Origin of the sequence: Methylocaldum sp. 14B (genome assembly GCF_002005105.1) — a bacterium.
GTDB lineage: Bacteria > Pseudomonadota > Gammaproteobacteria > Methylococcales > Methylococcaceae > Methylocaldum.
This window is the reverse complement of record NZ_MSCV01000004.1, coordinates 163,689-187,642: the sequence shown is the minus strand read 5'-3', so window position 1 is coordinate 187,642 and position 23,954 is coordinate 163,689. Positions and strand designations below refer to the sequence as shown.

The 23,954-nt window shown below is 60.5% G+C and carries 34 protein-coding genes; 28 read left to right on the top strand and 6 right to left on the bottom strand.

The window, feature by feature from the left end; translation table 11 throughout:
- Positions 1-105: 105 nt before the first annotated feature.
- Entirely contained in the window at positions 106-513 is a 408-nt protein-coding gene (locus B2A78_RS04545) for an SRPBCC domain-containing protein (protein WP_077728709.1), read from the bottom strand.
- 380 nt (positions 514-893) lie between these two features.
- On the opposite strand from B2A78_RS04545, the gene B2A78_RS04540 reads away from it, so the two are divergent.
- Complete coding sequence (locus B2A78_RS04540; RefSeq protein WP_205780667.1) at positions 894-1,430, top strand: GNAT family N-acetyltransferase; 537 nt, start codon at positions 894-896, stop codon at positions 1,428-1,430.
- 393 nt (positions 1,431-1,823) lie between these two features.
- Here the strand turns inward: B2A78_RS04540 and B2A78_RS04535 are convergent, their stop codons facing one another.
- Both B2A78_RS04535 and B2A78_RS04530 read right to left on the bottom strand, forming a co-directional pair.
- The gene (locus B2A78_RS04535) at positions 1,824-3,188 is read right to left on the bottom strand and encodes an ATP-binding protein (protein WP_205780666.1); all 1,365 of its coding nucleotides are present in this window, start codon (positions 3,186-3,188) and stop codon (positions 1,824-1,826) included.
- A gap of 6 nt (positions 3,189-3,194) precedes the next feature.
- Entirely contained in the window at positions 3,195-3,932 is a 738-nt protein-coding gene (locus B2A78_RS04530) for a response regulator (RefSeq protein ID WP_205780665.1), read from the bottom strand.
- A gap of 149 nt (positions 3,933-4,081) precedes the next feature.
- Between B2A78_RS04530 and B2A78_RS04525 the strand changes: the two genes are divergently transcribed.
- The 5 genes from B2A78_RS04525 (at position 4,082) to B2A78_RS04505 (ending at position 7,008) form a co-directional block, all read left to right on the top strand.
- Complete coding sequence (locus tag B2A78_RS04525) at positions 4,082-5,209, top strand: isoprenylcysteine carboxylmethyltransferase family protein (RefSeq protein WP_166642692.1); 1,128 nt, start codon at positions 4,082-4,084, stop codon at positions 5,207-5,209.
- 15 nt (positions 5,210-5,224) lie between these two features.
- A complete protein-coding gene (locus B2A78_RS04520) occupies positions 5,225-5,638 on the top strand; it encodes a hypothetical protein (RefSeq protein ID WP_077728706.1) in 414 nt (137 codons plus the stop codon).
- Between the two features lie 103 nt (positions 5,639-5,741).
- A complete protein-coding gene (locus tag B2A78_RS04515; protein ID WP_077728705.1) occupies positions 5,742-6,179 on the top strand; it encodes a VOC family protein in 438 nt (145 codons plus the stop codon).
- A 4-nt stretch (positions 6,180-6,183) separates the two neighbouring features.
- Positions 6,184-6,531 carry a GFA family protein gene (locus tag B2A78_RS04510; protein ID WP_077728704.1) on the top strand — a complete coding sequence of 116 codons (348 nt, stop codon included), beginning with the start codon at positions 6,184-6,186 and terminating at the stop codon, positions 6,529-6,531.
- 63 nt (positions 6,532-6,594) lie between these two features.
- Complete coding sequence (locus B2A78_RS04505) at positions 6,595-7,008, top strand: SgcJ/EcaC family oxidoreductase (RefSeq protein WP_077728703.1); 414 nt, start codon at positions 6,595-6,597, stop codon at positions 7,006-7,008.
- Positions 7,009-7,109: 101 nt separating this feature from the next.
- Here the strand turns inward: B2A78_RS04505 and B2A78_RS04500 are convergent, their stop codons facing one another.
- Together B2A78_RS04500 and B2A78_RS04495 are read right to left on the bottom strand one after the other, a co-directional pair.
- A complete protein-coding gene (locus B2A78_RS04500; protein WP_077728702.1) occupies positions 7,110-7,703 on the bottom strand; it encodes an MAPEG family protein in 594 nt (197 codons plus the stop codon).
- Positions 7,704-7,855: 152 nt separating this feature from the next.
- Complete coding sequence (locus tag B2A78_RS04495) at positions 7,856-8,293, bottom strand: helix-turn-helix domain-containing protein (RefSeq protein ID WP_168175341.1); 438 nt, start codon at positions 8,291-8,293, stop codon at positions 7,856-7,858.
- 97 nt (positions 8,294-8,390) lie between these two features.
- On the opposite strand from B2A78_RS04495, the gene B2A78_RS04490 reads away from it, so the two are divergent.
- The 22 genes from B2A78_RS04490 to B2A78_RS04385 all read left to right on the top strand — a co-directional run bounded on the left by B2A78_RS04490 (position 8,391) and on the right by B2A78_RS04385 (position 22,498).
- Complete coding sequence (locus B2A78_RS04490; protein ID WP_205780664.1) at positions 8,391-8,846, top strand: hypothetical protein; 456 nt, start codon at positions 8,391-8,393, stop codon at positions 8,844-8,846.
- Positions 8,847-8,876: 30 nt separating this feature from the next.
- Complete coding sequence (locus B2A78_RS04485) at positions 8,877-9,212, top strand: TfoX/Sxy family protein (RefSeq protein ID WP_143735060.1); 336 nt, start codon at positions 8,877-8,879, stop codon at positions 9,210-9,212.
- A gap of 43 nt (positions 9,213-9,255) precedes the next feature.
- A complete protein-coding gene (locus B2A78_RS04480; protein ID WP_077728699.1) occupies positions 9,256-10,434 on the top strand; it encodes a methylated-DNA--[protein]-cysteine S-methyltransferase in 1,179 nt (392 codons plus the stop codon).
- 14 nt (positions 10,435-10,448) lie between these two features.
- Complete coding sequence (locus tag B2A78_RS04475; protein ID WP_205780663.1) at positions 10,449-11,081, top strand: glutathione S-transferase N-terminal domain-containing protein; 633 nt, start codon at positions 10,449-10,451, stop codon at positions 11,079-11,081.
- A 36-nt stretch (positions 11,082-11,117) separates the two neighbouring features.
- Entirely contained in the window at positions 11,118-11,681 is a 564-nt protein-coding gene (locus B2A78_RS04470; RefSeq protein ID WP_077728698.1) for a hypothetical protein, read from the top strand.
- A 281-nt stretch (positions 11,682-11,962) separates the two neighbouring features.
- A complete protein-coding gene (locus tag B2A78_RS04465) occupies positions 11,963-12,307 on the top strand; it encodes a YciI family protein (RefSeq protein WP_077728697.1) in 345 nt (114 codons plus the stop codon).
- Positions 12,308-12,355: 48 nt separating this feature from the next.
- On the top strand, positions 12,356-12,736 hold the full coding sequence (locus B2A78_RS04460; RefSeq protein ID WP_077728696.1) for a YciI family protein: 381 nt from the start codon (positions 12,356-12,358) through the stop codon (positions 12,734-12,736).
- A gap of 44 nt (positions 12,737-12,780) precedes the next feature.
- The gene (locus B2A78_RS04455; RefSeq protein WP_077728749.1) at positions 12,781-13,461 is read left to right on the top strand and encodes a DUF899 domain-containing protein; all 681 of its coding nucleotides are present in this window, start codon (positions 12,781-12,783) and stop codon (positions 13,459-13,461) included.
- Between the two features lie 68 nt (positions 13,462-13,529).
- Positions 13,530-13,964, top strand: a complete 435-nt coding sequence (locus tag B2A78_RS04450) for a nuclear transport factor 2 family protein (protein WP_077728695.1) — start codon at positions 13,530-13,532, stop codon at positions 13,962-13,964.
- Between the two features lie 199 nt (positions 13,965-14,163).
- Positions 14,164-14,610, top strand: a complete 447-nt coding sequence (locus B2A78_RS04445; protein WP_077728694.1) for a nuclear transport factor 2 family protein — start codon at positions 14,164-14,166, stop codon at positions 14,608-14,610.
- Positions 14,611-14,695: 85 nt separating this feature from the next.
- Positions 14,696-15,154, top strand: a complete 459-nt coding sequence (locus B2A78_RS04440; protein WP_077728693.1) for an SRPBCC family protein — start codon at positions 14,696-14,698, stop codon at positions 15,152-15,154.
- A gap of 35 nt (positions 15,155-15,189) precedes the next feature.
- On the top strand, positions 15,190-15,606 hold the full coding sequence (locus B2A78_RS04435) for a VOC family protein (RefSeq protein WP_077728692.1): 417 nt from the start codon (positions 15,190-15,192) through the stop codon (positions 15,604-15,606).
- Between the two features lie 84 nt (positions 15,607-15,690).
- Positions 15,691-16,107: a YciI family protein gene (locus tag B2A78_RS04430; protein ID WP_077728691.1), complete on the top strand. Its 417-nt coding sequence runs from the start codon at positions 15,691-15,693 to the stop codon at positions 16,105-16,107.
- A 68-nt stretch (positions 16,108-16,175) separates the two neighbouring features.
- Positions 16,176-16,703: an SRPBCC family protein gene (locus tag B2A78_RS04425; RefSeq protein ID WP_077728690.1), complete on the top strand. Its 528-nt coding sequence runs from the start codon at positions 16,176-16,178 to the stop codon at positions 16,701-16,703.
- A gap of 70 nt (positions 16,704-16,773) precedes the next feature.
- Positions 16,774-17,175: a YciI family protein gene (locus B2A78_RS04420; RefSeq protein WP_077728689.1), complete on the top strand. Its 402-nt coding sequence runs from the start codon at positions 16,774-16,776 to the stop codon at positions 17,173-17,175.
- A gap of 87 nt (positions 17,176-17,262) precedes the next feature.
- Positions 17,263-17,556, top strand: coding sequence for an antibiotic biosynthesis monooxygenase (locus B2A78_RS04415; RefSeq protein ID WP_077728688.1), 294 nt, complete (start codon positions 17,263-17,265; stop codon positions 17,554-17,556).
- A 153-nt stretch (positions 17,557-17,709) separates the two neighbouring features.
- A complete protein-coding gene (locus B2A78_RS04410; RefSeq protein ID WP_077728687.1) occupies positions 17,710-18,345 on the top strand; it encodes a DUF2239 family protein in 636 nt (211 codons plus the stop codon).
- A gap of 147 nt (positions 18,346-18,492) precedes the next feature.
- Positions 18,493-18,963, top strand: a complete 471-nt coding sequence (locus B2A78_RS04405) for a VOC family protein (RefSeq protein WP_077728686.1) — start codon at positions 18,493-18,495, stop codon at positions 18,961-18,963.
- Positions 18,964-18,971: 8 nt separating this feature from the next.
- Positions 18,972-20,315: an RNA polymerase sigma factor gene (locus B2A78_RS04400; RefSeq protein WP_077728685.1), complete on the top strand. Its 1,344-nt coding sequence runs from the start codon at positions 18,972-18,974 to the stop codon at positions 20,313-20,315.
- A 308-nt stretch (positions 20,316-20,623) separates the two neighbouring features.
- Positions 20,624-21,052, top strand: a complete 429-nt coding sequence (locus B2A78_RS04395) for a GFA family protein (RefSeq protein WP_240502398.1) — start codon at positions 20,624-20,626, stop codon at positions 21,050-21,052.
- Between the two features lie 59 nt (positions 21,053-21,111).
- Positions 21,112-21,543: a GNAT family N-acetyltransferase gene (locus B2A78_RS04390; RefSeq protein WP_077728684.1), complete on the top strand. Its 432-nt coding sequence runs from the start codon at positions 21,112-21,114 to the stop codon at positions 21,541-21,543.
- A 259-nt stretch (positions 21,544-21,802) separates the two neighbouring features.
- Positions 21,803-22,498 (top strand): hypothetical protein, encoded by a 696-nt coding sequence (locus B2A78_RS04385; protein WP_077728683.1) that lies wholly within the window; start codon positions 21,803-21,805, stop codon positions 22,496-22,498.
- A 172-nt stretch (positions 22,499-22,670) separates the two neighbouring features.
- Here the strand turns inward: B2A78_RS04385 and B2A78_RS04380 are convergent, their stop codons facing one another.
- Positions 22,671-23,903 carry an HlyD family efflux transporter periplasmic adaptor subunit gene (locus B2A78_RS04380; RefSeq protein WP_077728682.1) on the bottom strand — a complete coding sequence of 411 codons (1,233 nt, stop codon included), beginning with the start codon at positions 23,901-23,903 and terminating at the stop codon, positions 22,671-22,673.
- Positions 23,904-23,954 lie beyond the last annotated feature (51 nt).

Sequence of the window (23,954 nt, the reverse complement as noted above, 5' to 3'; positions counted from 1 at the left end):
GGAGGTTAACGCTCGCGTTGCCCCGCGAGCAAAAAGGGCGGGAGGCGGCCCGTTTTGCGAGTCGGTGTCGAACGGGTTGTCGGCGGCGATTGGCGCCGCGAGAAGTTACCGGCGTGCCTCGACGTGGCGAGCGAAGCTGTTCAGAATGGCCTGCCACCCGTCGCGCTGTTGTTCGACGGGATGAGTGGACTCACTATCGAACGTTACGCGTACTTTAACGCCTTTCGGGCCATCGGCGAACTCGACCTGCGCCGCGCGATCACCGAACGAGTACTCGATCAGCTTGTGTTTCACGACATTTGTATAAATTCCGGCAAAATCAAATCCCTTGCTGCCGTCCTTTGCCTCCATCCACGACGAGAAGGCGCCGCCCACGCGCAAATCCACTGTGGCAGCGGTTGTGTGCCAGTCATCGGACGCGGTATTCCACTGCTTGATCTCCTCGGGTGTCGTATAGGCACGCCAGACTTCTTCGATGGGCACGGCGACGGTGGTTTCGACGGTAATTTTCATGGCGAGTCTCCTGGTGTTGATTGCGGCTGACTAGAAATAGGCACCCCGAAATGTCGCAAAACTTTACGCTCCGGGGGTGCATAAATGGAAAAAATGCTAGCCATGCATCTGAATTGACACAAGAAACTTTTTGAAAGGCGCCCCAAAACCGAGATAAATCGCACCGGCGACTACGTCGACGAGAGGGCCGGATGTGCCTTACACGGTGGAGGCGTTGCCAATCGAGTGCGCTCGGTCGAGCTTTGGGCTTCGAGCCTCGGCCCATCCCGTGTCATGGGATTTCCGGATATCCCTTTGTTTGCGAAAGCGCCGGGCAGTGATAGCTTTTATGGGCCGCTGTCATTTCAACCCGCGGATTAATAGTTCAAAGAAGAAGCGACATGACGCCGCCGTTGCTCGGCTCAGGCCTTTGCATCCGTCCGTTCCGGGAAGACGACGGTCCAGCTTTCGTCGATGCGGCGCACGAATCCGTGCATTCCGTGGGCCGGTGGATGCCCCGGTGCCACCAGGGGTTCGACCTCGATGCGGCGCGGTCGTGGTTCGGCGAGTGCGCGGGAAATATACGTTCCGGTTCCGCCTATGATTTGGGCGTCTTCTCCACGGAAGACGGGGAATTCTACGGCGGTATCGCGATCAATCAGATCAACCGGGAGCACGGCTTCGGCAACATCGGCTATTCGATCAGGCAATCCCGGCAGGGGCAAGGCATCGCCACGCGGGCGGTTCGTCTCATCGCGGGGTTTGGGTTTTCCGAAATCCGGCTGACACGCCTCGAGATCGTGGCCATCGAAGGCAATTATCCGAACCGGCGGGGCGCCGAAAAGAGCGGCGCGACGTTCGAATGCATCGCGCGCAACCGATTGATGCTGCACGGACGGCCCCGCCGCGGTCTATTCGCTGATTCCCGGGCAGGCTGATTTGTAGACATCGTTGTCGGCAAAGGGTTGCCGACCTACTTTATCGGTTTTAGTAGGTCGGGAATCCCTTCCAATCGCAAACGGCCGTCCTGGGAAGGGTCTGGCCGGCGCTCCCGGCCAGACCGTTTGCGATTGGAGCGCCAGGACGCCCCTTCCAATCGCAAACGGGAACTTTGGGAGCACCAAAGTCCCCCTTCCAATCGCAAACGGTCGCTTTAGTCGCGACCCTTCCCGACGCTTCCGTCGGGCCAACGGGTTTGTCGGCAAAGGATTGCCGACCTACGACCGTAGCACCCTGTAGGTCGGGAATCCCTTCCCGACGCCACGTCCCGGCCGAGCGTCTTCGTCGGCAAAGGGTTGCCGACCTACAACATCTGTAATCGCCGATGTCAGTCAGAGGCCGGCAAAAACCGGGGACGACACCTTGGGCAAAGTCACCTTCACCAGCAAGCCGCCGCCCGGTCGGTCGGCCAGGGCAATTTCGCCGCCGTGGCGGCGCACGACCATGCGGGCGATGGTGAGCCCCAGCCCGGTGCCGCCGGTTTTGCGGCTGCGCGAGGCTTCCAGGCGGAAGAACGGGACGAAAACCCGATCCCTCATCGCGTCGGGAATTCCGGGTCCGCGGTCGCCGATGGTGATCTCGATGCAGTCGCCGCTATCGATCAGCACCACGTCCGCTGCTCGCCCGTAGGTCAGGGCATTGTCGATGAGGTTGGCGAAGGCGCGGCGCAGCGACACCGGGCGGCCCGAATATTTCAGATGCAAGGGGCCTTCGCAGGAAACAGGCTTTCCGGCGTCGGCGAAATCGTCGCATAGGCTTTGCAGCAGTACCGACAGATCGAGAACGGTCGGAGGTTCCGCCGCCGAATCGTCGCGGGCGAAGGACAAGCTCGCTGTCAGCATCGATTCCATCTCGTCCAGGTCGGCGGCCGCTTTCCGGCGTTGAGCGGGGTCTACTATCAATTCCGTGCGGAATCTCAGCCGGGTCAGTGCGGTTCTCACATCGTGGGAAATGGCGCCCAGCATTAAAGTACGGTCTTCGATCAGGCGGCGGATGCGGTTTTGCATGTCGTTGAAAGCCGCCGCGGCCTGGCGGATTTCGCTGGGGCCGGTCTCGCTCATGGGCGGGACATCCACATTGGCGCCGAGCCGTTGCGCGGCAAGGGCGAACCGGGCCAGTGGAGCGGTCACCTTGCGCGCGGCCCATAGCCCCAACGCCATGATGCCGAATAATGACACGCCGATTGCCAGCACCAGCCGCAAGGTCGAAAGCGCGCCGACACGCTCGGTTGCCATCGAGAACTGCACCCAGGTGCCATCCGACAGCGCCACCCAAACGTGCAGAGGGCCCGGTGCCGGCATCATCCAGTCCAATGCCGGCCGCTGCGCGCCGGCCGGATACCCGGCCTCGACCCGCTCTAGCCCGTAAGACTCCGAAAGAACGCGGACATCGCGCGCCAGATGGTGGGTCATCGCGTCTTGAGCCATGGCGGGCGGCGTTTCTCCGGGCCGCCAGGCAACCGACAGGCCCGGTTCGCTCAAGGCGGGAATCAAGGCCAGCCGGGAATCGGGGGACACCCGATTCAGCACCGAGGCGACGACGGCGGTACGGTGCAGGTTTCGGAAAGTCTCGTCCCATCCCTTGCCGTGGAACAGATCCAGCATGAAGATCGACAGGCTTGCCAACATGGTGAGAGCAAGCCCAGCGACGAGCAGCCCAACGATCCTGCCGGCGATGCTGTCGGGCCAGAGTCTCATTGGGTCTCACTTCTCGCGAAGGACACGGGGCACGAACAAATAACCGCCGCCGCGCACGGTCTTGATCAGCGTCGGGTCGTTGGGATCGGCCTCGATCTTGCGGCGCAGCCGGCTCAGCTGTACGTCGATGCTGCGGTCGTACGGGCCGGCAATGCGTCCTTTGGTCAAGTCCAGCAACTGGTCGCGGCTCAAGACGCGTTGCGGATGTTCCGCGAAGGCCGCCAAGAGATCGAACTCGCCGCTCGTCAGCGGCATCAGCACGCCCTCCGGTGAATGCAGTTCCCGCTTGGCGAGGTCGAGCCGCCAGCCGTCGAAGACCAATGTCTTGGCTCCGTCGGACGCATGGCTCGGCGCTCCACCGGTACGCCGCAGCACCGCCTTGATGCGGGCCAGGAGTTCGCGCGGGCTGAACGGCTTCACCACGTAGTCGTCGGCGCCCATTTCCAGCCCGACGATGCGGTCGGTCTCCTCGGCGAGCGCGGTGAGCATGATCACCGGCAGATTCGACGTCGCCCGCAGCCGGCGGCAGAGCGCGAGGCCGTCGTCGCCCGGCAACATCAAATCCAGCACCACCAGATCGAAGCGCGCGACATCCATGGCTCTCGCCATGGCGTGTCCATCCGCCGCCGCATCCACTCGATAACCATGCCGTGCGAGAAACCCGGACAACAATTGGCGGAGTTCGCGGTCGTCGTCTACGATCAGAATACGCGGAGACTTCGACATGGGCGGATTGTCAGACATCCTTCACAACATTCCAGAAAAACTTTGTAACTTTCGGTAACAGATGGCGCAAATGAAATCGGCCGTTACAAATCTGCCACTCGGCGAAACCGTTCCGTAACCGATCGGGATTATCGTGTTATCCAACCCGAATGGAGAGGTCCCAAGCAATGAACGCCCCGTCTCGACCCGAGAATTCCACTACCCCAAAACGGCTGCTGAAGCCGACCGCATGGATCGTTTACCTGGTCATCGGTTTCGAAATCCTGTTCATGATCAGTCCGGCCGCCCTCTATTTTTACTCCTTGTACGGGCCGGCCTTGAATGTTCTCAACCGTTGGGAAGCCACGGCCTGGCTGACCCAGTTCTTTCTGCCCCATATTTCGACGACCCGGAGTCCGGTTCTCAACGCGCTGCCCTGGATCGGCGGGGTCTTCGCAGTGATCGGAGCGGCATGGTTCCTGGCCTCGGCGGGCCAGCTCTATTGGAACAAGTTCCGCCAAAAAGGACTGGTCACGACGGGCCTGTATGCCTTCAGCCGTCACCCGCAATATACCGCGCTGGCGCTGCTTGGACTGGGCACCCTGCTGATGTGGCCGCGCTTTCTCGTCTTGATCGCATACGTGGCGATGCTGTTCATGTATCGCTATCTCGCCGCCCTGGAAGAGCGGCGCTGCGAAGCGGAGTTCGGCCAAGCCTACCGGGATTACCAAGCCCGCACCCCGCCGATTCTGCCTTTCATTCCGCATTCCGCGGATCGCGGCGGACATCCCCGGATCGGACTCGGTGCATTGGGCGCCGTCGCGAGCATCATCGCTGCCTTGCTCATCGGATTCGGTTTGCGGGAATATACGCTATCGGAAATCACGGCGGTTTACCCAAACCGCGCCGCCGTGTTGTCGCCTGCTCCGCTCAGCGAGGAGGAACTGCTCGCGGCCTATCGTACCGCACTCAAGAACTCAGAGGTTCCGCAGCTGCTGGCGCGCTTTGGCGCGGATCCGCTGGTGGTCCATGTGGTACCTCGGGATTGGCACCTGGCCGACTTGCCGATCGACCTCGAGCCGGGGCGAGGAGGCCACCACACGCCGGCGAACTTCGACAGACGTTACTACAAGATCCTGTTCAGCCAAGCGCGCATCCATGAGAAGCGCGCGGCCGGGACGGACATCGTTCGATCGGCCTATGGTGTCGATCCGTTGCTGTTGGTCGAAGTCGACATCGCCGCCGGCAAGGTTACCGCCATCGAAACGCCCCCTGCCCACGTCGTGTGGGGCGATATTCCGACCCCTTTGTTTTAATCACGGAGATTCGTTATGAGGTTGCATCGTCTTGCAAGGTTCGTTGTCACGGCTGCGCTTGCGGCTATCGCGTCCGCTTGCGCCGACAAATCCTTGGTCGGCACGGCAGGAAACGGCGACATTGCGACAGTCAAGGTGTCCGGAGCAAGACAAGACATATCGGCCTCACATCCAAGCCTGTTCGACCTCTACGTCTCGGGAGACGGCAATACCGTTCGGGTGCCTTCCGGGAGCGCCATCAGGACATTGTGGGTTAGCGGAGTCAATCACAGGATTACCGTTTTATCCGGTGCGACCGTGCAATCCATCCAGATATCCGGAGTCGGAACGTCCATACGTCTGCCCGAGAACATCCATGTCGCCGTGAGCAGCAGCGGGGTGGCTGGCCGGGTTGTCGATGACACTGATGGTACGGGGCTCGACGATTAGCCTCCGCGCATTTGGAAAGAGGGAGGGGACCGGCAAACATCACGCACGCACTGAAAAAGAACCATTTTGGACAATCTGAACCCATTTCGCGAAGGAGATAGAGATGACCGTTAAACCGATTCCCGACGGCTTTCATACCGTGACGCCTTTTGTAGTCGTGGAAGGCGTCCCCCGGCTGATCGAATTCCTCAAGACCGCATTCGGAGCCATCGAGTGCATCAGAATTCATGACGCCGAGGGGCGCGTCATGCATGCCGAGGTCAAAATCGGAGATTCGATCGTGATGATGGGCGAGGCGATGGAACGACGTCCTTGTATACCGGCACTGCTTCATCTCTATGTACCCGACACGGATGCGACCTATCGCGCGGCACTGGATGCCGGTGCGACGTCGTTCATGGCACCGGGCGATCAGTTCTGGGGCGACCGTATGGCAGGCGTCCAAGACCCGGCCGGCAACCACTGGCTGATAGCGACCCATGTGGAGGATGTCGAGCCATCCGAGATCGCCCGGCGGGCGCTGGCTTTCAAGAAGGAATGAAACGATGGTCTACCAAGGTAGCTGCCACTGTGGGCAAATCGGTTTCGAGGTCGAAGGCGATATCGAACACGTCATCGAGTGCAATTGTTCCATCTGCAGCAAACGCGGCTCGCTGCTCTGGTTCGTGCCGCGGCAGCAACTTCGCCTGTTGACACCGGAACAAAATCTCTCCACGTACACGTTCCATACCGGCCGGATCAAACACCGATTCTGCGCCCGCTGCGGAATTCATACCTTTGGCGAAGGCACCGACCCCTCGGGCCGCGCCATGGCGGCCATCAATGCCCGCTGTCTCGAAGGCATCGATTGGTCACGAGTTTCGACCAAGCACTTCGACGGGCGCAGCCTCTGACCGTGTCGTCCGGCGAGGAGCGACAGCGATCAGGCAGACCGCTTTTAAAGCAAGGAACCATTCATGACACGCGACGAGCAATCCATACGCGAACTGATAACGACCTGGCATCGCGCTACCGCATCCGGCCAGGTGTCCGAGATTCTGCCCCTCATGTCGGAAGACGTCGTTTTCCTGGTCGCAGGGCAAGCTCCGATGTGCGGCCGGCAGGCATTCGAACAAGGCTTTCGCAACGTGCTGCAAACCCACCGCCTGCATGTCGAGGGCGAGATTCGGGAGATCGAGATCTCGGAAAATTGGGCTTATTGCTGGAGCTGCCTATCGGTTACCGTGACGCCCCGAAACGGGGGGGTTCCGGTACAGCGGACCGGCGACACGCTAACCATTCTCCGCAAGGGAGCTGATGGGGCTTGGAGGGTTTTTCGCGACGCCAACCTGCTGGCCGTCGCGGCGTCCGAGAAGACCGATGATGCTTAACCCGGCGTGGCTCGGAAAACATGAACGTAAAAGAGCGGCCTTGTCCTTGTGGCGGCGCTCACTCCGGTTCGGCGCGTATTTCTACATCGTGCCCAGTTGGTTCATATGCTCTGTGCCGCAAATCGAGTCCAGATGACCGTAAGCGTGATGAACCCGGCAAAAAATGCGGCAAACCGGACCGGCACGTAATTAAAGCCGATATGGATAACCGCATGGGCATAGCGCGTTGCCACGAAAATCCAGGCCAAAGCAACCTGCACATTGTCGAACTTGCCGGTCGTCAACATGAACAAACAGACAACATAGAAAAGGACGGGGAGTTCCAGGAGGTTCATATACGCTCTGGCAGGACGTTCAATCCATTCGGCGGGCACTGGCGCAGTCGACGCATAAGTCCGGAAGTAACGCTCCGATGCCGTGCCACGGATGAATGCAAGGTTTCTGTATACGACCATCAGTACCGTCACCATGGCTGTAAGGCCGGCAAGCGCAACAACTGGCTTAATCAACATGCCGGGATTCAGGTGGACATCCGCAGTAGCGGGCGTCATCCGAATAGCCGCCACCAGCATCGCAACGAATAGTGCGACGATAATGCCGACCATAATGTATGTTCTAACCAGTGTATCCGTGGGGATTTTCTCAACTGTCCAATCAGTCTGAAGGTGTCCGTGCCGTTTGGAAGGGCTGGTCATAGTGTCTCTCCTTGCTGCGGGTCGGGATAGTTTCGGGGCGCATCGCTGCACGCTTCGAGGCGCCCCAAGCTTAAATACTTGTATTATGCAAGCGCTGTACTTTCGCACATGGCATTGCCTTTGCCAAGTGCCGGCTTGGCTCGGGAGACGGTTCAGGCCAAGTGCTCGGCTTCCCAGCGTTCCAGCTTCTCCAGAACTTTCCTGACAAATTCGTCGCGGTTCCCCTCCAACTGACCGGCGACGTCGGGCGGAATCTTGGCAGTGCCCACATGCTCATCGGACCATTTGACGATTTCGATCATGACATGGATCAGCGACTTGCCGGATGGCGTCAGGTAGTACAGCTTGCGGGTCTTGCTTTCCGGGTGCGCGACGGATTTGACCAGGCCGGCCTGAACCAGGCGGCGAAGCCGGTCGGCCAGGATATTGGTGGAAATTCCTTCGAAGGAATTGAGGAGATCTTTGTATTCGTGCAGGTTGCGGAACATCAGGTCGCGGACGATCAAGAGCGTCCATCGATCACCGATAAGGTCCAGGGCATGGGCCAGCGGACAGGGCGAGCTGTCGCTATGGCATAACAGTTTGGGCAAGACAAATCTCCAGAACAACGCTTGCGTTACGCAAGCGTTTGCAGTAGTTTCTAAAATGCTTTTGATAAACAAGTATTTTAAGCTTTGGAGGAATTCCATGACGAAAAAGTTTCTGTTGGCCGTGCTGGCTTATGTCGCCCTCTCGTTCGCCATCGGCGCCCCCTGGCACTTCATTCTGTTCAAGGATGTGTACCACGAGTTGGGCATATACAACCGTGCCGAACCGATCATCCCCCTCGGTCTACTTTCGATGTTCGTCCAGGGCGCGATCATCGCCCTGCTGTACCCGTACTTCGGCTGCGAAAAGACGCCGATTCGCTCAGGGCTGGCTTTCGGCGGCCTCATGGGCTTGTTCCTGTTCAGCGTGTCGACCTTGGCGAACGCGGCGAAAATTCAGGTCTCTTCCATCGAACTCTGGCTGACGGTTCAGAGCACCTTTCACCTGATCCAATTCGCCGCCGCGGGGGCAGCTATCGGCTGGATATACGGCAGCGACTTCAAACATGCCGGTCGATCCCAAGCTCCGGTGCGAGCCGCCGGTACCGTCCGATAATGCTGAACCGGACTTTTGGAGGAACTGATCATGGCTTGCGATCCGGGCTTGTCGCAGCGCTTGGAGGAAATGCTCGCCGAGCGTGCCGGCTTCGAGGCCAAGAACATGTTCGGCGGCATCGGCTGGCTGCTGCACGGCAACATGTGTGTCGGCATTTATCGATCATGGCTGATCGTCCGGGTGGGCGAACATACGGCCCGCCGGCTTTTCGAGGAAACCCATGTCAAACCGATGGATATCACCGGAAAGCCCATGAAAGGCTGGGCCATGATCTCCGACGAAGGGCTGGCGGAAGATCGTCAACTTCAGCATTATGTCGACTTGGCTATCGAATTCGTTACCAGCCTGCCCCCAAAAAATCCGTGATGGTGATATGAACCGTCCGCATCGATCCGGAGGACCAATCCCCATGAAGCCGTCCGACTACTGCATCTTCGACACCCCGCTCGGTCCTTGCGGAATCGCCTGGCGCAACGGCTGGACCAAAGGCGCCCCGCCGGCAGTGACTTCGTTTCAGCTTCCCGACCACACGGCGCAAGCGACGGAAGCGAGGCTCGCACGGGAATCCGGCGCGCGCCCGGCTAGCGCTCCGCCGCCCGCGATCGCGGCCATTATCGAGCGAATTCGCAGGCACTTCGAAGGAGAGGCCGAGGATTTTCGGGACATCGATGTCGACCTCGACGGCGTGGGACCCTTTGCACGGGAAGTGTATGAAGCCGCTCGTGCCATTCCGGCCGGGCGAACCATGACATACGGCGAGATCGCGGAAGCCCTGGCGCGCCCCGGTGCGGCGAGGGCCGTCGGCCAGGCTCTGGGGAAAAACCCGATCCCCCTGATCATCCCCTGCCACCGGGTACTGGCGGCCGGCGGCAAGCCCGGCGGATTTTCGGCGCCGGGCGGACTGGCGACCAAATCCCGGATGCTGGCCGCCGAAGGAGTCGCTTGGGCTCTGCCGCCGACACTCAAGTCGGCACAAGATCTCCGGCGTGCGGCGGCGCGCCTTAAAGCCCTCGATCCCCGCCTGGTCGATTGCTTGTCCCGGCCCATCGCATTCAAGCCGAATGCCGAACACTCTCCCTATGCGGCGCTGCTAAGCGCGATCGTTTACCAACAACTGACGCCCAAGGCGGCAGCCACCATCCTGAACCGGGTGAAGGGACTTTATCCGGGGACGACGATTCCGGAACCCGGCGAACTCCTGAACACCCCCGACGAGGCTTTGCGGGAGGCGGGCCTGTCGAAAGCGAAAACCGCCGCGCTGAAGGATCTGGCGGCCAAGACTCTGGACGGTACCGTACCGACGGCAAGGGCCATCGTTGCGCTGCACGACGACGAGATCGTGCAACGGCTGATCTCGATTCGAGGCGTGGGGCGGTGGACGGTGGAGATGCTGCTCATCTTCAATCTTGGCCGGACGGACGTCTTTCCGGTCGACGACTACGCGCTCCGAAAAGGTATCGCGAGAGTCTACGGGATGCCGGAAGTCCCCTCCCCCAGCCAGCTCATTTCTCTGGGGGAGCGCTGGCGGCCCTATCGCACGGTGGCCTCGCTTTACCTCTGGAATGTCGTCAATGCCGAAGTCTTTTGAACGAGAGTAAACCTATGATGGATGGCAACCGCCAAGTCACCCTGTTTCATGCCCCCAATACCCGTTCTCTCGGCACCCTAACCCTGCTCGAGGAACTCGGCGCCGATTACCGGCTGCACGTGTTTAACCTGAAAACGGGCGAGCAGCGCAAGCCCGACTATCTCGCCATCAATCCCATGGGCAAGGTACCCGCCCTGCTGCATGGCGATGCCCTGGTCACCGAGCAGGGGGCAATCTTCATCTATCTCGCCGACCTCTATCCGGAGGCGGGACTCGCGCCCGCCGTCGGCGATCCCCTGCGAGGACCTTATCTACGCTGGCTGGTGTTCTACGGTTCCTGTTTCGAACCGGCCATGGTGGACAAAGACTTGGAGCGTGAGGCCGCTCCGCGGTCGACCTCCCCGTACGGCGATTACGACACTATGTTAAAAACGCTGACCGATCAGCTCGCAAAGGGGCCTTACATTCTGGGCGAGAGGTTCACCGCCGCGGATGTGCTTTGGGGCATCGCCTTCGCCTGGAGTACAGCGTTCAAGCTCGTGCCGGAATCGCCGACGATCAAGACCTACATCGACCGCATCAATACCCGCCCAGCGGTGGCGCGAGCCAGAGCCAAGGATGCCGAGCTCGCCGCGGCTCAGGGTTAGGGCCTCTTTTCGCTTTTGTATCAAAGGGATCCATAAATGATTCGGCTTTCGTTGCAGAGGCGTGGCTTGATGCTTCTGTCGGCTGCCACCGTTCTTTTTTCTTCCGCTGCCCCTGCTCAGGAGAAAAATGAGAGCCCCAAGGAACCGGAGCTCAGTTATGAGACCTTCGACCAGCGCCCTGGCAGCGGCTGGCGCAAAATCGCCGATCAGGGAAAGTATCTGGAAGCCGCCAAGCTGATCGACCGGTACGAAAAAGAAGCCAAGGTCCTTGAGGAGTGGCAGCGCGTGAACCTGCGGTTCCATGCGGGTCAGCTCTATGCAGCGGCCGAAGAGAAAGACGAGGCGCTCGCCCGCTTTAGGGCCGCTTTGTACGAAAATGAACCGGCCGAGTCACCGATCCGGTGGAACGCTTATGTCCGGGCGACAATCGCCTTTCTGGAGCGGGACCGCGAGAAACTGGCCGAACTCCGGGAAGAGATCGCCAAAGGGCCAAGACTTCAAGATGCCGTACCGAACCTCGACGTCGTCGATCGCTTGATCACATGCTTCGACGAGCCTTATTCGGTTGCATATGGCGGAAAAACAAAAGCGTGCAAGTGACCCATCCGCGAAAGCCGACGAAAGGATTCAGCGGGCACACGCTCGCTCATGCCCAACCTTGACCTCACGAAGCGAGTATCTGTACTCGGCTTACTCGTACGTTTGATATAGGGCGGTCCGGCGGCATCGCAGCGCTCTGCGCTGAAGCCACGGTCGCTTCTCTGCGTTTTCGGAAAGCGCCGGAAAAATTTTTCCCGATTTCACGATCAAGTGTCGAATCGGCGCCTCCCCAAACGACTATCCAGCGCCTACAGCCTTTTCATCACGATATGGAGGAAGCCATGAAATACCTGTGCCTGGTTTACAGCGAGGAAGAAAAGCTGCACAGCCTCCCCGAAAGTCCGAAAGATGCCGAATGCCTGGCCTACGCCAATTCGCTCCGCGAGAGCGGGCATCTGCTTGGCGGAGAACCCCTGGAATCGGTTCAGACCGCCACGACCGTACGGGTCCGCGGCGGCAAGGTGTCGGTCACCGATGGCCCATTTGCCGAAACGAAAGAACAACTGGCCGGGTTCTACCTGATCGACGCACGGGATCTCAACGAGGCTATCCAGATCGCCGCGAAGATCCCGCCGGCGCGCGTGGGCAGCATCGAGGTGCGTCCGATCCGGGAGTTGAAGCCGTAGGACGAATACGGTCCATCCCGCCCGTGACATTCAACAAAAGAGAAAGCCATGAAATATCTGTGTCTGGCGTACGAAGCGGAAGAAAAACTTAACGCTTTGTCCGCAAGCGAGTGGGATGCCCTGCGGCGCGAGACGCTCGCCTATGTCGAGGAGCTTCGCGAAAGCGGCCACCTGATCGTCACTCACGCCCTCAAGAGCGTTCGAACCGCCGCGACGGTACGGGTTCGGAGCGGCGGACTATCGGTGACGGACGGTCCTTTCGCCGAAACCAAGGAGCAACTGGGCGGTTTCTTTCTGATCGAAGCCGCCGATCTGAACGAGGCGGTCCGGATCGCATCGAGGTGGCCGTCGGCGCGCCTTGGCAGCATCGAGGTCCGCCCCATCGAGCCAGTGCTGAACGTGGAAAGCCGCTACGGCGGAGCCCCGTGACGCTGCCCGACGCGAATACCATGCGATCGCAGAGAGAGGTCACCATGAATCACCCTATTTATCTACCGAAAATCGTATCCAAGGCCGAGTGGCTCGCCGCACGCGAGGAACTGCTCATCAAGGAAAAAGAACTCACCCGGGCGCGTGACGCGCTGAATGCCGAACGCCGCCGGCTGCCGATGGTGAAGATCGACAAGGCTTATGTCTTCGAAGGTCCGGACGGCCAGTTGAATCTGCCCGATTTGTTCGAGGGCCGCCGCCAGCTCATCGTCTACCATTTCATGTTCGACCCAAATCGGGACGAGGGTTGCGTCGGCTGTTCATGGGTGGTCGACAGCATGGGCCACCCCGCCCATCTTCACGCCCGCGACACCTCGAGGGTCCTCGTCTCCCGCGCGCCGCTGGCCAAGATCGAGCCGTTCAGGAAACGCATGGGCTGGGACGTGCCCTGGTATTCCTCTTTCGGAAGCGACTTCAACCGGGACTTCGGCGTCACCACCGAGCAGGGCGAAACGTTCGGCGTGAGCGTCTTCCTCCGCGAGGGAGGAAACATCTTTCAAACCTACTTCACGGCCGGACGTGGCGCCGAGTACCTCGGCAGTCATTGGAGCTACCTCGACTTGACACCCTTCGGCCGGCAGGAGGATTGGGAAGACTCTCCGGACGGATGGCCGCAAACTCCACCGTATGGATGGTGGCGCCACCATGACAAATACGCTGGGTGAAAGGGAGCTCATGTACCCCCCACTTCGGTGAAGCCCGACTCAACCCATCCATCTACGGGAGAAAAGCCATGAAAACTGAAACGACCGAAACCGAGATCCGAAACCTGGTGAACAGCTGGCTGAAAGCCGTGCTGGACGGAAACATGGACGCAATCGTTTCCCACTACGCCCCGGACATCCTCGCATTCGATGCCGTATCGCAATTGCAATTCAGGGGCGTGGACGCGTACCGAAAGCACTGGGAAGCCTGCCTTGCCCTGTGTCCCGGCCCGATGGTTTTCGAGATTCACGACCCGGAAATCTCGGCAGGCGATGACGCGGCCTTCTGCCACGCCCTCATCCGGTGCGGGGGAGCCGGAGACAACGGCGAGGAAAAAGCCGGATGGATGCGCATGACCGCCTGCTACCGCAGGCTGAACGGACAATGGAAGATCGTGCACGAGCATTTTTCGGCGCCCTTCGATATCGAGAGCGGCCGCGCCTTGCTCGACCTCACGCCGTAACACAGCCATGAGAAAACTGCTCCGGTCGACGGTAACGTCCCTGGACCGCTCCATGGCCGGGCCTAACGGGTGCTGGACTGGCATGCCGAGGGAGAGGACTTCGGTGATGTCGATTTCGAGGTTCTTCATTCGACCACCTAGCGGCAGTTGGGCGTTTTCCATCTGTTCGCCGAAAACCAACCGATAAGGATCCACCACCATGGCAACCGAAACCATCCAAGCCTACGACGAAGCCCAGATTAGACAACTCATCGCCGATCAGATGGATGCCGTCTGCGCCAAGGACGTGGGCCGAATCATGTCCCGCTACGCGCCTGATGTCGTTTTCTACGATTGCAAACCGCCGTTCCAAACCAAAGGCGCAGAGGACTACCGCCGTATTTGGGAAGAGTGCTTGCCGTGCTTCCCGGACTCTTTCGCCATGGAAACGCGGGACCTCGACATCTTCGTAAGCGGAGACCTGGCGCTCGCCCACTGGCTGTTCCGCTTCACCGGGGAAGAAACGGACCATCCGGCAATGCAAACCTGGATGCGGCTCACGGCCGGCTATGAGCGGAAAAAGGGCAGCTGGCGGATCGTGCACGAGCATTGCTCCCTCCCCTTCGATCCGCCTACCGGCAAAGCCGTATTCACGCTCGACCTTTAGCCCGATCCCATGACGACAGCCGCCCCGTTCGATCTTGGATGACGACTGTTTTTTTCATCAATCGATAAGAGGAGAAAAAATCCATATGACCGATTCCACCCCGACAAGCGCTGCCGACCGTGAAATTGTCAGCTCGCGAGTGTTCGATGTACCGCGCGAGCGCTTGTTGAAGGCGTGGCGCGATCCCGCCCAATTGGCCGCGTGGTGGGGGCCGAAGGGTTTTACCAACACTTTTCACGAATTCGACCTGCGGCCGGGCGGCGTCTGGCGTTTTGTCATGCACGGTCCCGACGGGGTCGATTATCCGAACGAGAGCGTCTTTCTCGAGGTCGTCGAGCCCGAGCGCATTGTGTTCCAGCATGTGTCAGGTCCGCGATTTCAGATGACGGTCACCTTCACGGAGGAGGCCGGAGGAACCCGGCTCGAATGGCGGATGCTCTTCGAAAGCGCCGCGGAATGCGACAAGGTCCGGGCGGTGTGCGTCGAAGCGAACGAACAGAATTTCGACCGCCTTCAGGCACAACTGGCGAAGCTGACCCCGTAGGCGTCTTAATACCTCAACCGAGAAAAGGAGATACCATGCATATCCAACCCTATTTGTTCTTCGAAGGCCGCTGCGAGGAGGCGCTCGATTTCTACCGCCGCGCGCTCGGCGCCGAAGTAATGATGCTGATGCGTTTCAAGGAAAGCCCTGAGCCCCATCAGTGCCCGCTCCCGCCCGGAGCCGAGGAAAAAGTCATGCATTCGAGCTTCCGTATCGGCGAGAGTACGGTGCATGCTTCCGACGGTTTCTGCCAGGGGCAGCCGAACTTCCAGGGCATTTCGCTATCGCTCTCGGCGCCGAACGAAGCGGAGGCCGATCGCCTGTTCGCCGCGCTGGCCGAAGGCGGACAGGTGCAGATGCCGTTGGGCAAAACCTTCTTTTCGCCGTGCTTCGGCATGGTCATCGACCGCTTCGGCGTGGCGTGGATGATCATCGTAGAGAGTGCGGAATAGAGCCAACCCAGGAGCTCGGCTTCCGCCGGTCCAGGCCGTCCGGAAGCCGAGCTCCTTAATCGAAACTGAACAGGACAAACGCCCATGCGATTCATGATCATCGTCAAAGCCACCAAAGACTCCGAGGCGGGCGTCATGCCGACCGAGGACCTCATTGCCGAGATGGCGGCATACCACGAGGAACTGGCAAAAGCCGGCACACTGATCGATGGCTCCGGGCTCCAGCCGAGCGCGAAGGGTTGGCGCATCGAGTACTCCGGCGAGAAGCGTTCGGTGGTGGACGGACCCTTTGCCGAAACCAAGGAGTTGATCGCCGGCTACACCATTATCCGGGTGAAATCCAAGGAAGAGGCGTTTGAATGGACCAAGCGCTTCCCTAATCCAGCCGGTGACGGCAGGGAAGGCGAGATTGAGGTCCGCCAGTTGTTCGAGCTGGACGACTTCGAACCGGGTGAGGCGATCGAACGCTGTCGCAAACTCGGGATCGGTACGGAGAACTAGCCGCGTATCGTCTCCCGCCGGGTCCCTGACAGTCCCTTCTTGCGTCCGACACCGCACTGGAAAAATCTATGTTCAAGAACATTGCCGTCGTAGCTACCCTTCTGATCGCCGCGGTCCTCATCTATGCCGCGACCAGACCCAACACTTTCCGCGTCCAGCGCTCGACCAGCATCAACGCGCCGCCGGAAAAAATCTTCATGCTTATTAATAACTTGCGCAAGATGAACGAGTGGTCGCCGTTCGAAAAAAAGGACCCGGCGATGAAACGGACTTATACCGGCGCGGCCGACGGCAAGGGCGCGGCGTACGAATGGGACGGCAACACGGATATCGGCCAGGGACGCCTCGAGATCACGGAGTCGTTTCCCCCCTCCAAGATCACCATGAAACTCGACTTCATCAAGCCTTTCGAAGCCCACAACATCGTCGAGTTCACGCTAGAACCGCAGGGCGACGTCACCCGGACCACCTGGTCCATGCAAGGCCCCAGCCCTTACATTTCAAAACTCATAGGACTCTTCATCAGCATGGACAAGATGATCGGCAAGGACTTCGAGGCCGGCCTCGCCAGCTTGAAAGCCATCGCGGAAAAGTAAATGTTGCGCAGAGCCGCCGTCCCGGTCGGCTCGTCGACGCGGCGGAGTAAGTCTTGAATAGGAAAACGTGATGAAGTACCTGTGTTTGATTTGTGCCGAAACGGTGATGGAGCAAATGCCCGAAGCCGATGCGGAGAAGCACCTGGAAGAGTACCGCGAGTTTACCGACGGTATCCGGAAAAGCGGCCACTTCGTCGGGTGCAATCGGCTGCTTCCGCCCGCTGCCGCGACCACGATCCGGGTGCGGAACGGCAAAGTCTCGGCGACCGATGGACCCTACGCGGAAACCAAGGAGCAGCTCGGCGGTTACTACGTCATCGAAGCCAAGGATATTGATGAGGCGATCGAGGTCGCCTCGAGGATTCCCGCGGCCAAGATCGGATGCGTCGAGATACGGCCCATCGCGGAGGATTCCAAGACGCTGAGCGCGCTTGGCTTTGTCGGGCTGACCACAGGAGACGGTACGGCGTGACGGACTCCCGCCAAGTTCGGCGCCGGTACCACGCCCCTAACGTCGATGCGCGGTGTGCGAGTTTCGTTGTATAGACAACATCAGAGGATGATCACGGTCATTTGGGATACTTGGCTGAAACCCGGTACGGAACGAGAAGGGCTCCGGCTGACGCGCCAAGTGTGGTCGGACATGCGAAGCTTCGACGGTTACATCTCGCATCAGATTTTCATCGATCAGGATGATCCGGGACATATCATCGCTCTCGCCAACTGGCGAAATCGGGCGGATGCGGACGCCGTCCGGGAAAAATACAAGGACTCCGAGATGATCCGCCAGTTCACCCCGCTCCTCGCCCGCCCCCGGGAACGATGGACGACTTGCGAAGATCACGCGTCGTGAACAAAGCCGCCCCTGTACCAGACCGGCAACCGAGCTTGGATTGTCGGGCGGTCCAAGGCGAACACCCGTAAGCACGACTTTTACCCGTGTAATATTGACATTAGTTTTTACCCGGATAAAATTGACTTCGTTATTTTCAAACGAGGTCGCCTTATGAACACTAATCCACAACCGACATGGATCGCGTTTGCAGGAGCCAAACGCATCGCGCTGGGTCCGCCCCGTGACGTGGCCGCGAAGGTGAAGTCTTTCGTCGATACGGATAGCCAAGACATCGTCTTGATCTTCGACGCCGTCACCAGCGCGCCCGTAGAGCTGGACCTCCGCGGCTCCGTGTCCGCGGTTCTCGATCGGCTGTCGCACGCGCAGGGCAACCAGACCGAGCCGGTCGCGGACACCTCGGCGAGCGCACCGCGAACCGCCGGACGACCGAAGCTCGGTGTCACGGCCCGCGAAGTCACCTTGCTGCCCAGGCATTGGGAGTGGCTGACCTCCCAGCCCGGAGGCGCCTCCGTGGCGTTGCGAAAGCTCGTCGAACAGGCCATGCGCGCGAACAGACAGGACGATCAAGTCCGTCAGGCGCGAGAAGCCGCGTATCGATTCATGAATGCGATGGCCGGAAACGAGCCCGGCTTCGAAGAAGCCATACGGGCCTTGTTTGCCGGCGATCAAGACCGATTACATCAGGCTGTCGCGAAGTGGCCCGCCGACGTACGACAACATACGCTCACCTTGACGGAAACGGCTGCCGTTACGCGTCCCAAGCCTGAGACGGCGCCGGCGGATTGAGTTCGCCCGGCGTCGGCTCGCCACTTTCTAGGCGCGAGATATCCATCAAGCGATATAACAGGCGCTTGGAAACCGATGCCAGCGGTTCGCACGGAGCGCTGGGTCGCCCATGTCGTGAGTGATCTTTTACTTGGAAGGAGCAAGGAGATGACGGTTAAAGCGATCCCCGACGGATACCACAGCGTGACACCGTACCTGGGCATCAAGGGTGCGGCCGAGGCCATCGAATTTTACAAACGGGCATTCGGCGCTGTGGAGCTTTTTCGTCTGGTGGCGCCCGGCGGCGAAATCGGACACGCCGAGATCAGAATCGGCGACTCGACCGTCATGCTGGCCGATTCGTGCGAAGCGAGTCCGTTACGCAGCCCGCAAGCGCTGGGCGGCTCGTCGGTCGGTCTTCATGTGTACGTGGAAGACGTGGATACTCTGTTCGCCCGCGCCGTCGACGCCGGAGCGAAAGCCGTCAGGCCGGTGCAAGACCAATTTTACGGCGACCGCACCGGCACGCTGGAAGATCCTTTCGGGCACGTCTGGTTTCTCGCGACCCGCAAGGAAGAGCTTACCCCAGAGGAAATCAATAGGCGTGCCGAGGCAATGTTCAAGCAAAGCGACGCCTAGAGCGACAGATGTCGTCGTCAAACGAGAACGCTGCTGAACGGGTGCGCGTGACGGTAGACGCCATCTACCGTTCCGATTCGCGCCGCGTGTTCGCTACCCTGGTGCGTTTGCTCGGCGACTTCGATCTCGCCGAAGAAGCGCTGCACGATGCCTTTCGGGCGGCGCTGGAGCAATGGCCGCAGGAAGGCATGCCAGCCAATCCGCGGGCTTGGCTGGTATCCACCGGCCGCTTCAAGGCCATCGACAACCTGCGCCGGCGTGCACGGTTCGTCGACTTGCCGCCGGATGCCGCCGAACGGCTCGGCACCGATGATTCGGAGGGACGGGACCCCGCGGATATCGGGAACGGCGGGGCATCGCTGATGGCGCTCGCCGAACGGGTAGCGGACGGGCTCGGCGATCCGGCGGCATGGGACGACGAGAGCGTCGAAGACGACCGGCTGCGGCTGATTTTCACCTGCTGCCATCCTGCCTTGTCGCCGGACGCGCAGGTCGCGCTCACGCTGCGCGAGGTGTGCGGCCTCACCACCGAAGAAATTGCTCGCGCTTTCCTCACCGCCCCGTCCACACTGGCTCAACGTATCGTGCGCGCCAAGGCGAAAATCCGCGACGCCCGCATTCCCTATCAGGTGCCGACACGCGAAGATCTGCCGGAGCGCTTGGACGCCGTGCTGCGTGTTGTTTATCTGGTGTTCAACGAGGGCTACTCCGCCTCGCTGGGCGGCTCGCTGACAAGACACGATCTCTCGGAGGAAGCGATCCGTCTCGGGCGGTTGCTGATCGAACTGCTGCCCGAACCCGAAGCGCAGGGGCTCCTGGCGCTGATGCTGCTGCACGAATCGCGCCGTGCCGCGCGCACCTCGCCCGGCGGCGAACTGATACTGCTGGACGAGCAGGACCGCGCGCTTTGGAACCGGGACCAGATTGCGCAAGGGCTGGCGCTGGTGGAACGGGCGCTGTCGTCGCGACGGTTCGGCCCGTACACGCTGCAGGCGGCGATCGCGGCCGTGCATGCCGAAGCGCCGAGCGCCGGCGAGACCGACTGGGCGCAGATCGTCGGGCTATATAACGTGCTGTTGCGAATCGAGCCGTCGCCGGTGGTGGAACTGAACCGCGCCGTGGCGGTGGCGATGTACGACGGGCCCGAGGCAGGCCTCACGCTCGTGGACGGCATTCTCGCCCGAGGCGATTTAGAGGACTACCACCTGGCGCATGCGGCTCGCGCCGACCTGTGCCGCCGGCTGGAACGAACGGCGGAAGCCCGCGCCGCTTACGAGCGGGCGCTTAGCCTGACACGGCAGGAACCGGAGCGGCGGTTTCTCGAACGGCGGCTGAACGAGCTTTTGGATTGAAACGGCCGGTACTTATGGAAGAACATCGCGAGTTGCGTAGGAATCGGAAAGAGCCCCTGGCCGTGCCATCATTCGCGTCCTCGATAGCCTCGCTAGGCTTCAATCGCCCCGAGCATTATCATGTTCCTCCGGATCGTTATTAATCAGGCCCGTAAATACCCTCCTGGTATTTCGGGCCGCCGCCCAGGCCGGTACACGCCCGGCCTGGGCTCACGCGGCTTGTCGCCGCGCCGGGGCATCCCTGCCCCGGATTAACCCGGCCTATATTTATAGGCTGGGTTAATAACACATGCCGCTTACAGTCGGTCATGACGGTCCGCAATATCGGCATTCTTTTTCATGAGACGGAAACCATGCTCTACCGCGGTAGTTGCCATTGCGAAGCGGTCCAATTCGAGGTCGAGGCCCCCGAGCGCGTTGTCTGCCAGGACTGCAATTGCTCGATTTGCTCCAAGTCCGGCTTCCTGCACCTCATCGTCCCCAAATCGCAATTCAGGCTGATAAAGGGTGAGGAGAACCTCGTTGTCTACACCTTCAACACTGGCGTCGCCAAGCACCTGTTCTGCAAGACCTGCGGCATAAAGCCCTTCTATATCCCTAGATCGAACCCGGACGGCTACGACGTGAACGTCCGCTGCCTGAGTCCGAAGCCCAAGGAACTGGTCATCGAGCCCTTCGACGGCCAAAACTGGGAATCCCATGCGCACGCGCTGGCGCATCTCAGCCGGGAAGCTTGATCGTCCGCGCCGGTAATGCCGAACGAAGCCGGAGCCGATTCTCCTCTGGGAGGCTGCTCATGAAGGTGCGCCCCGCGGCATCCTCGGATTGTGAACGGCTGATCCGCCTTTTCCGGCAACTGGGCTACGTTATCGACGTCGGCGAACTTCGGGCGAGACTCCTCGCCTATGACGGATCGGATTCTGATCTGGCGCTGGTGGGCGAAATCGGCGCGGAGGTGGTCGGAACGATCGTTCTGCACGTCGTTAGTCCGCTCCACGAAATCGAAAAATGGGGACGCATTTCCGCTCTCGTGGTCGACCAAAGCATGCGACGACGAGGCATAGGCGCCGAATTGCTGCGCGCAGCGGACGACTTCTTCATCGGGCGGGGATGCACCCGGGTCGAGTTGACCAGCAGCGACCTGCGCACAGACGCCCACCGCTTCTACATGGCGAACGGGTACGAAAACCGGTCGAAACACTTCGTAAAACATTATCCGAACGCCTGACCGGCGAGCCGCCCTAACGGGCATGAGCGTTTTTCGGCTCACGACGATGCTTCCGTTGGCGGACTCCATGTCTCTCGATCCCGCAAAAGCTCCGTCCCGCGCGGCAATATTCGGGATCAAGTCGGGCCGAGCGAGCCGATTCCGCCGCCTTCTACATTGTTAAATGACATTGAAGGCATCAGAGGCCGAATGCAGACTTCCGCAGTTACCGATGATCTCGGGATTGTGCACGACTCATGTCGAACAAGGAGGAAAGGGCATGCCAGCTTTCATCTTCAGCTCAACGCTTTGCCAATATCTACGGGTCTTACTGCCGCTAGCTTCCGCCTTGGCGGCCGAATCTGCCGAGGCGACGGTTTTTACCGTAGGCGGAAGCGGCGATAAAAGCACGGCTTGCACTCTGGCCGATGCCATTACGGCGGCGATATTCAATACCCGGACCGGCGGCTGTCCCGCGGGCTCCGAAGACGACACCATCGAACTCACCGGCGACGTCGTCCTGACGGAAGCATTGCCCGTGGTGGCGAGCGACTGCCGTTACTACCCGGATCCCTGTGTTCAAACGCGCATAACGATAGACGGCAACGGCCATTCGATTACACTCTCGGACGCCCCGAATACGCCCGTCTTCGATCTGCTATCGCTCCGTGTGGCATGCGGCGATGGCTTTTATTCGGTACCGCCCAGCGTCATGCTGTACAACGTAACGCTTCAACAGGGCAAAACCGGAATTTCTCCGATAAGCGATACCACGGGCTTGGAGTGTCCGCCAATGCTGGTTCTCACGAATACTCGCGTTTTCGGTAATCGCGGAGACGGCATTTCGGCGCGTTTTGCATCGATGCAGATCGCGAACAGCCCGATCGCCGACGATGGCGGCCGGGGCATCAAGGGCCATGGCGGCGGCATTGACCCCACCCGCCTTCGCGCCACCCTCGGTGAGCGGCACCGTTGAAACGGCCTGGAACACCATGAGTTACCGCTCCGATTATCCTGGAAACGGCAGTTGGGCGTGCTCGAGTGCACGTAGCGGCTTCACCCAAGCGGTGAAATCGGTAGGAGGGACGACGGTCAGAATCCATGAGGCGTTTCTACTCCATCCAAGCGGTCAACTGCCGTTTCTAGGATTATCTCCGCCGAGGCGGGGTTTGCGTGGCATGAAGCGGTGCGCCGGACCGGCTGCAGGAAGACTCCAAGGAATCGTCTTGCGGCACCACGTTGGCCGTGATGATTTCCTGCGCCCTGAGTTCCGCGGAGGCAAGCTCGTCTCTGAAAATATCGGTTTCATACGCCGGAGCGGTAACTTCCGCTAGCGAGGTGTCCAGCGGCCGGCCGGGTTCATCGATGTGGATGGACGTCACCGTGGACAATCCGGGGCGGATGGGCCGTTTCAGGATCTCGTCCTTGCGCAGGGCGATGCGCACCGGCACCCGCTGGACGATGTGGATGAAATTGCCGGTCGCATTGTCCGGCGGCAACAGGGCGAACACGCTGCCGGTGCCGGGCACCAGGCCTTCGACCGTGCCGTGATAGACACGGCGCCGTCCGTACAGATCGACGATCACCTCGGCCGACTGGCCGGGCCGCACTTTGCGCAGCTCGGTCTCCCGGAGGTTCGCCTCCACCCAGAGATGGTCCAGCGGCACCACCATGAGCAGCGGATCTCCGGGATGGACCCGATCCCCGACCTGAGCTTTGCGTTTCGCCACATAACCCGAAACGGGCGCCCGGATGCGCTGTCGGACGAAATCGAGGTAAGCGTTGACGAAGCGGTGCTTGGCGGCCTCCACTTCGGGGTGTTCGGTGCGACTGGTTCCCCCGACCCGCGCCTCGATGGACTGGAGTTCCGCGCCGACCTCCCGCAGTTCCGCTTCGAGGGCCGTCATCTGATCCTCGGCGTTTTGCAGGACTTGCTCCGAAACCGAACCGCTGGGAAACGCCTGACGGAAGCGAATGACGTCGTGGCGCACCCGTGCGAGCTGGGCCGAGCGCGCGTCCAGTTTCTGGCAGAGTTGCTGGCGCGTCGCGAACAGCGCGCCGATCCCGCGCACGGTCCGCCCCAGGTCACCCTCGCTTTGTCCCAGGGCGGCATGGGCGCGGTGTTCGTCGAGCCGGACCAGCAGGTCGCCCTTGTTCACGAACTGGGTTTCCTCGGCCAGGACCTGGGTGACGATGCCGGTCGCATCCGCTTCGACCGGAATCAGATTGCCGGCGACGAAGGCATTGTCGGTCTCGACCCGGAAACGGCCATGCACCCACCAGTAGATGGCCGCGGCCAGAGCGCACGCGAGCACGGCCAGCGCCACCAGCAAAAGACGACGGTTGCGCCGCGCGCGGATCGCCTTCGGATGAATCTTCATAGATGCCTGTTCGAGTTTTTGGAATTATTTTGAATCGAGTGGAAGAGACTG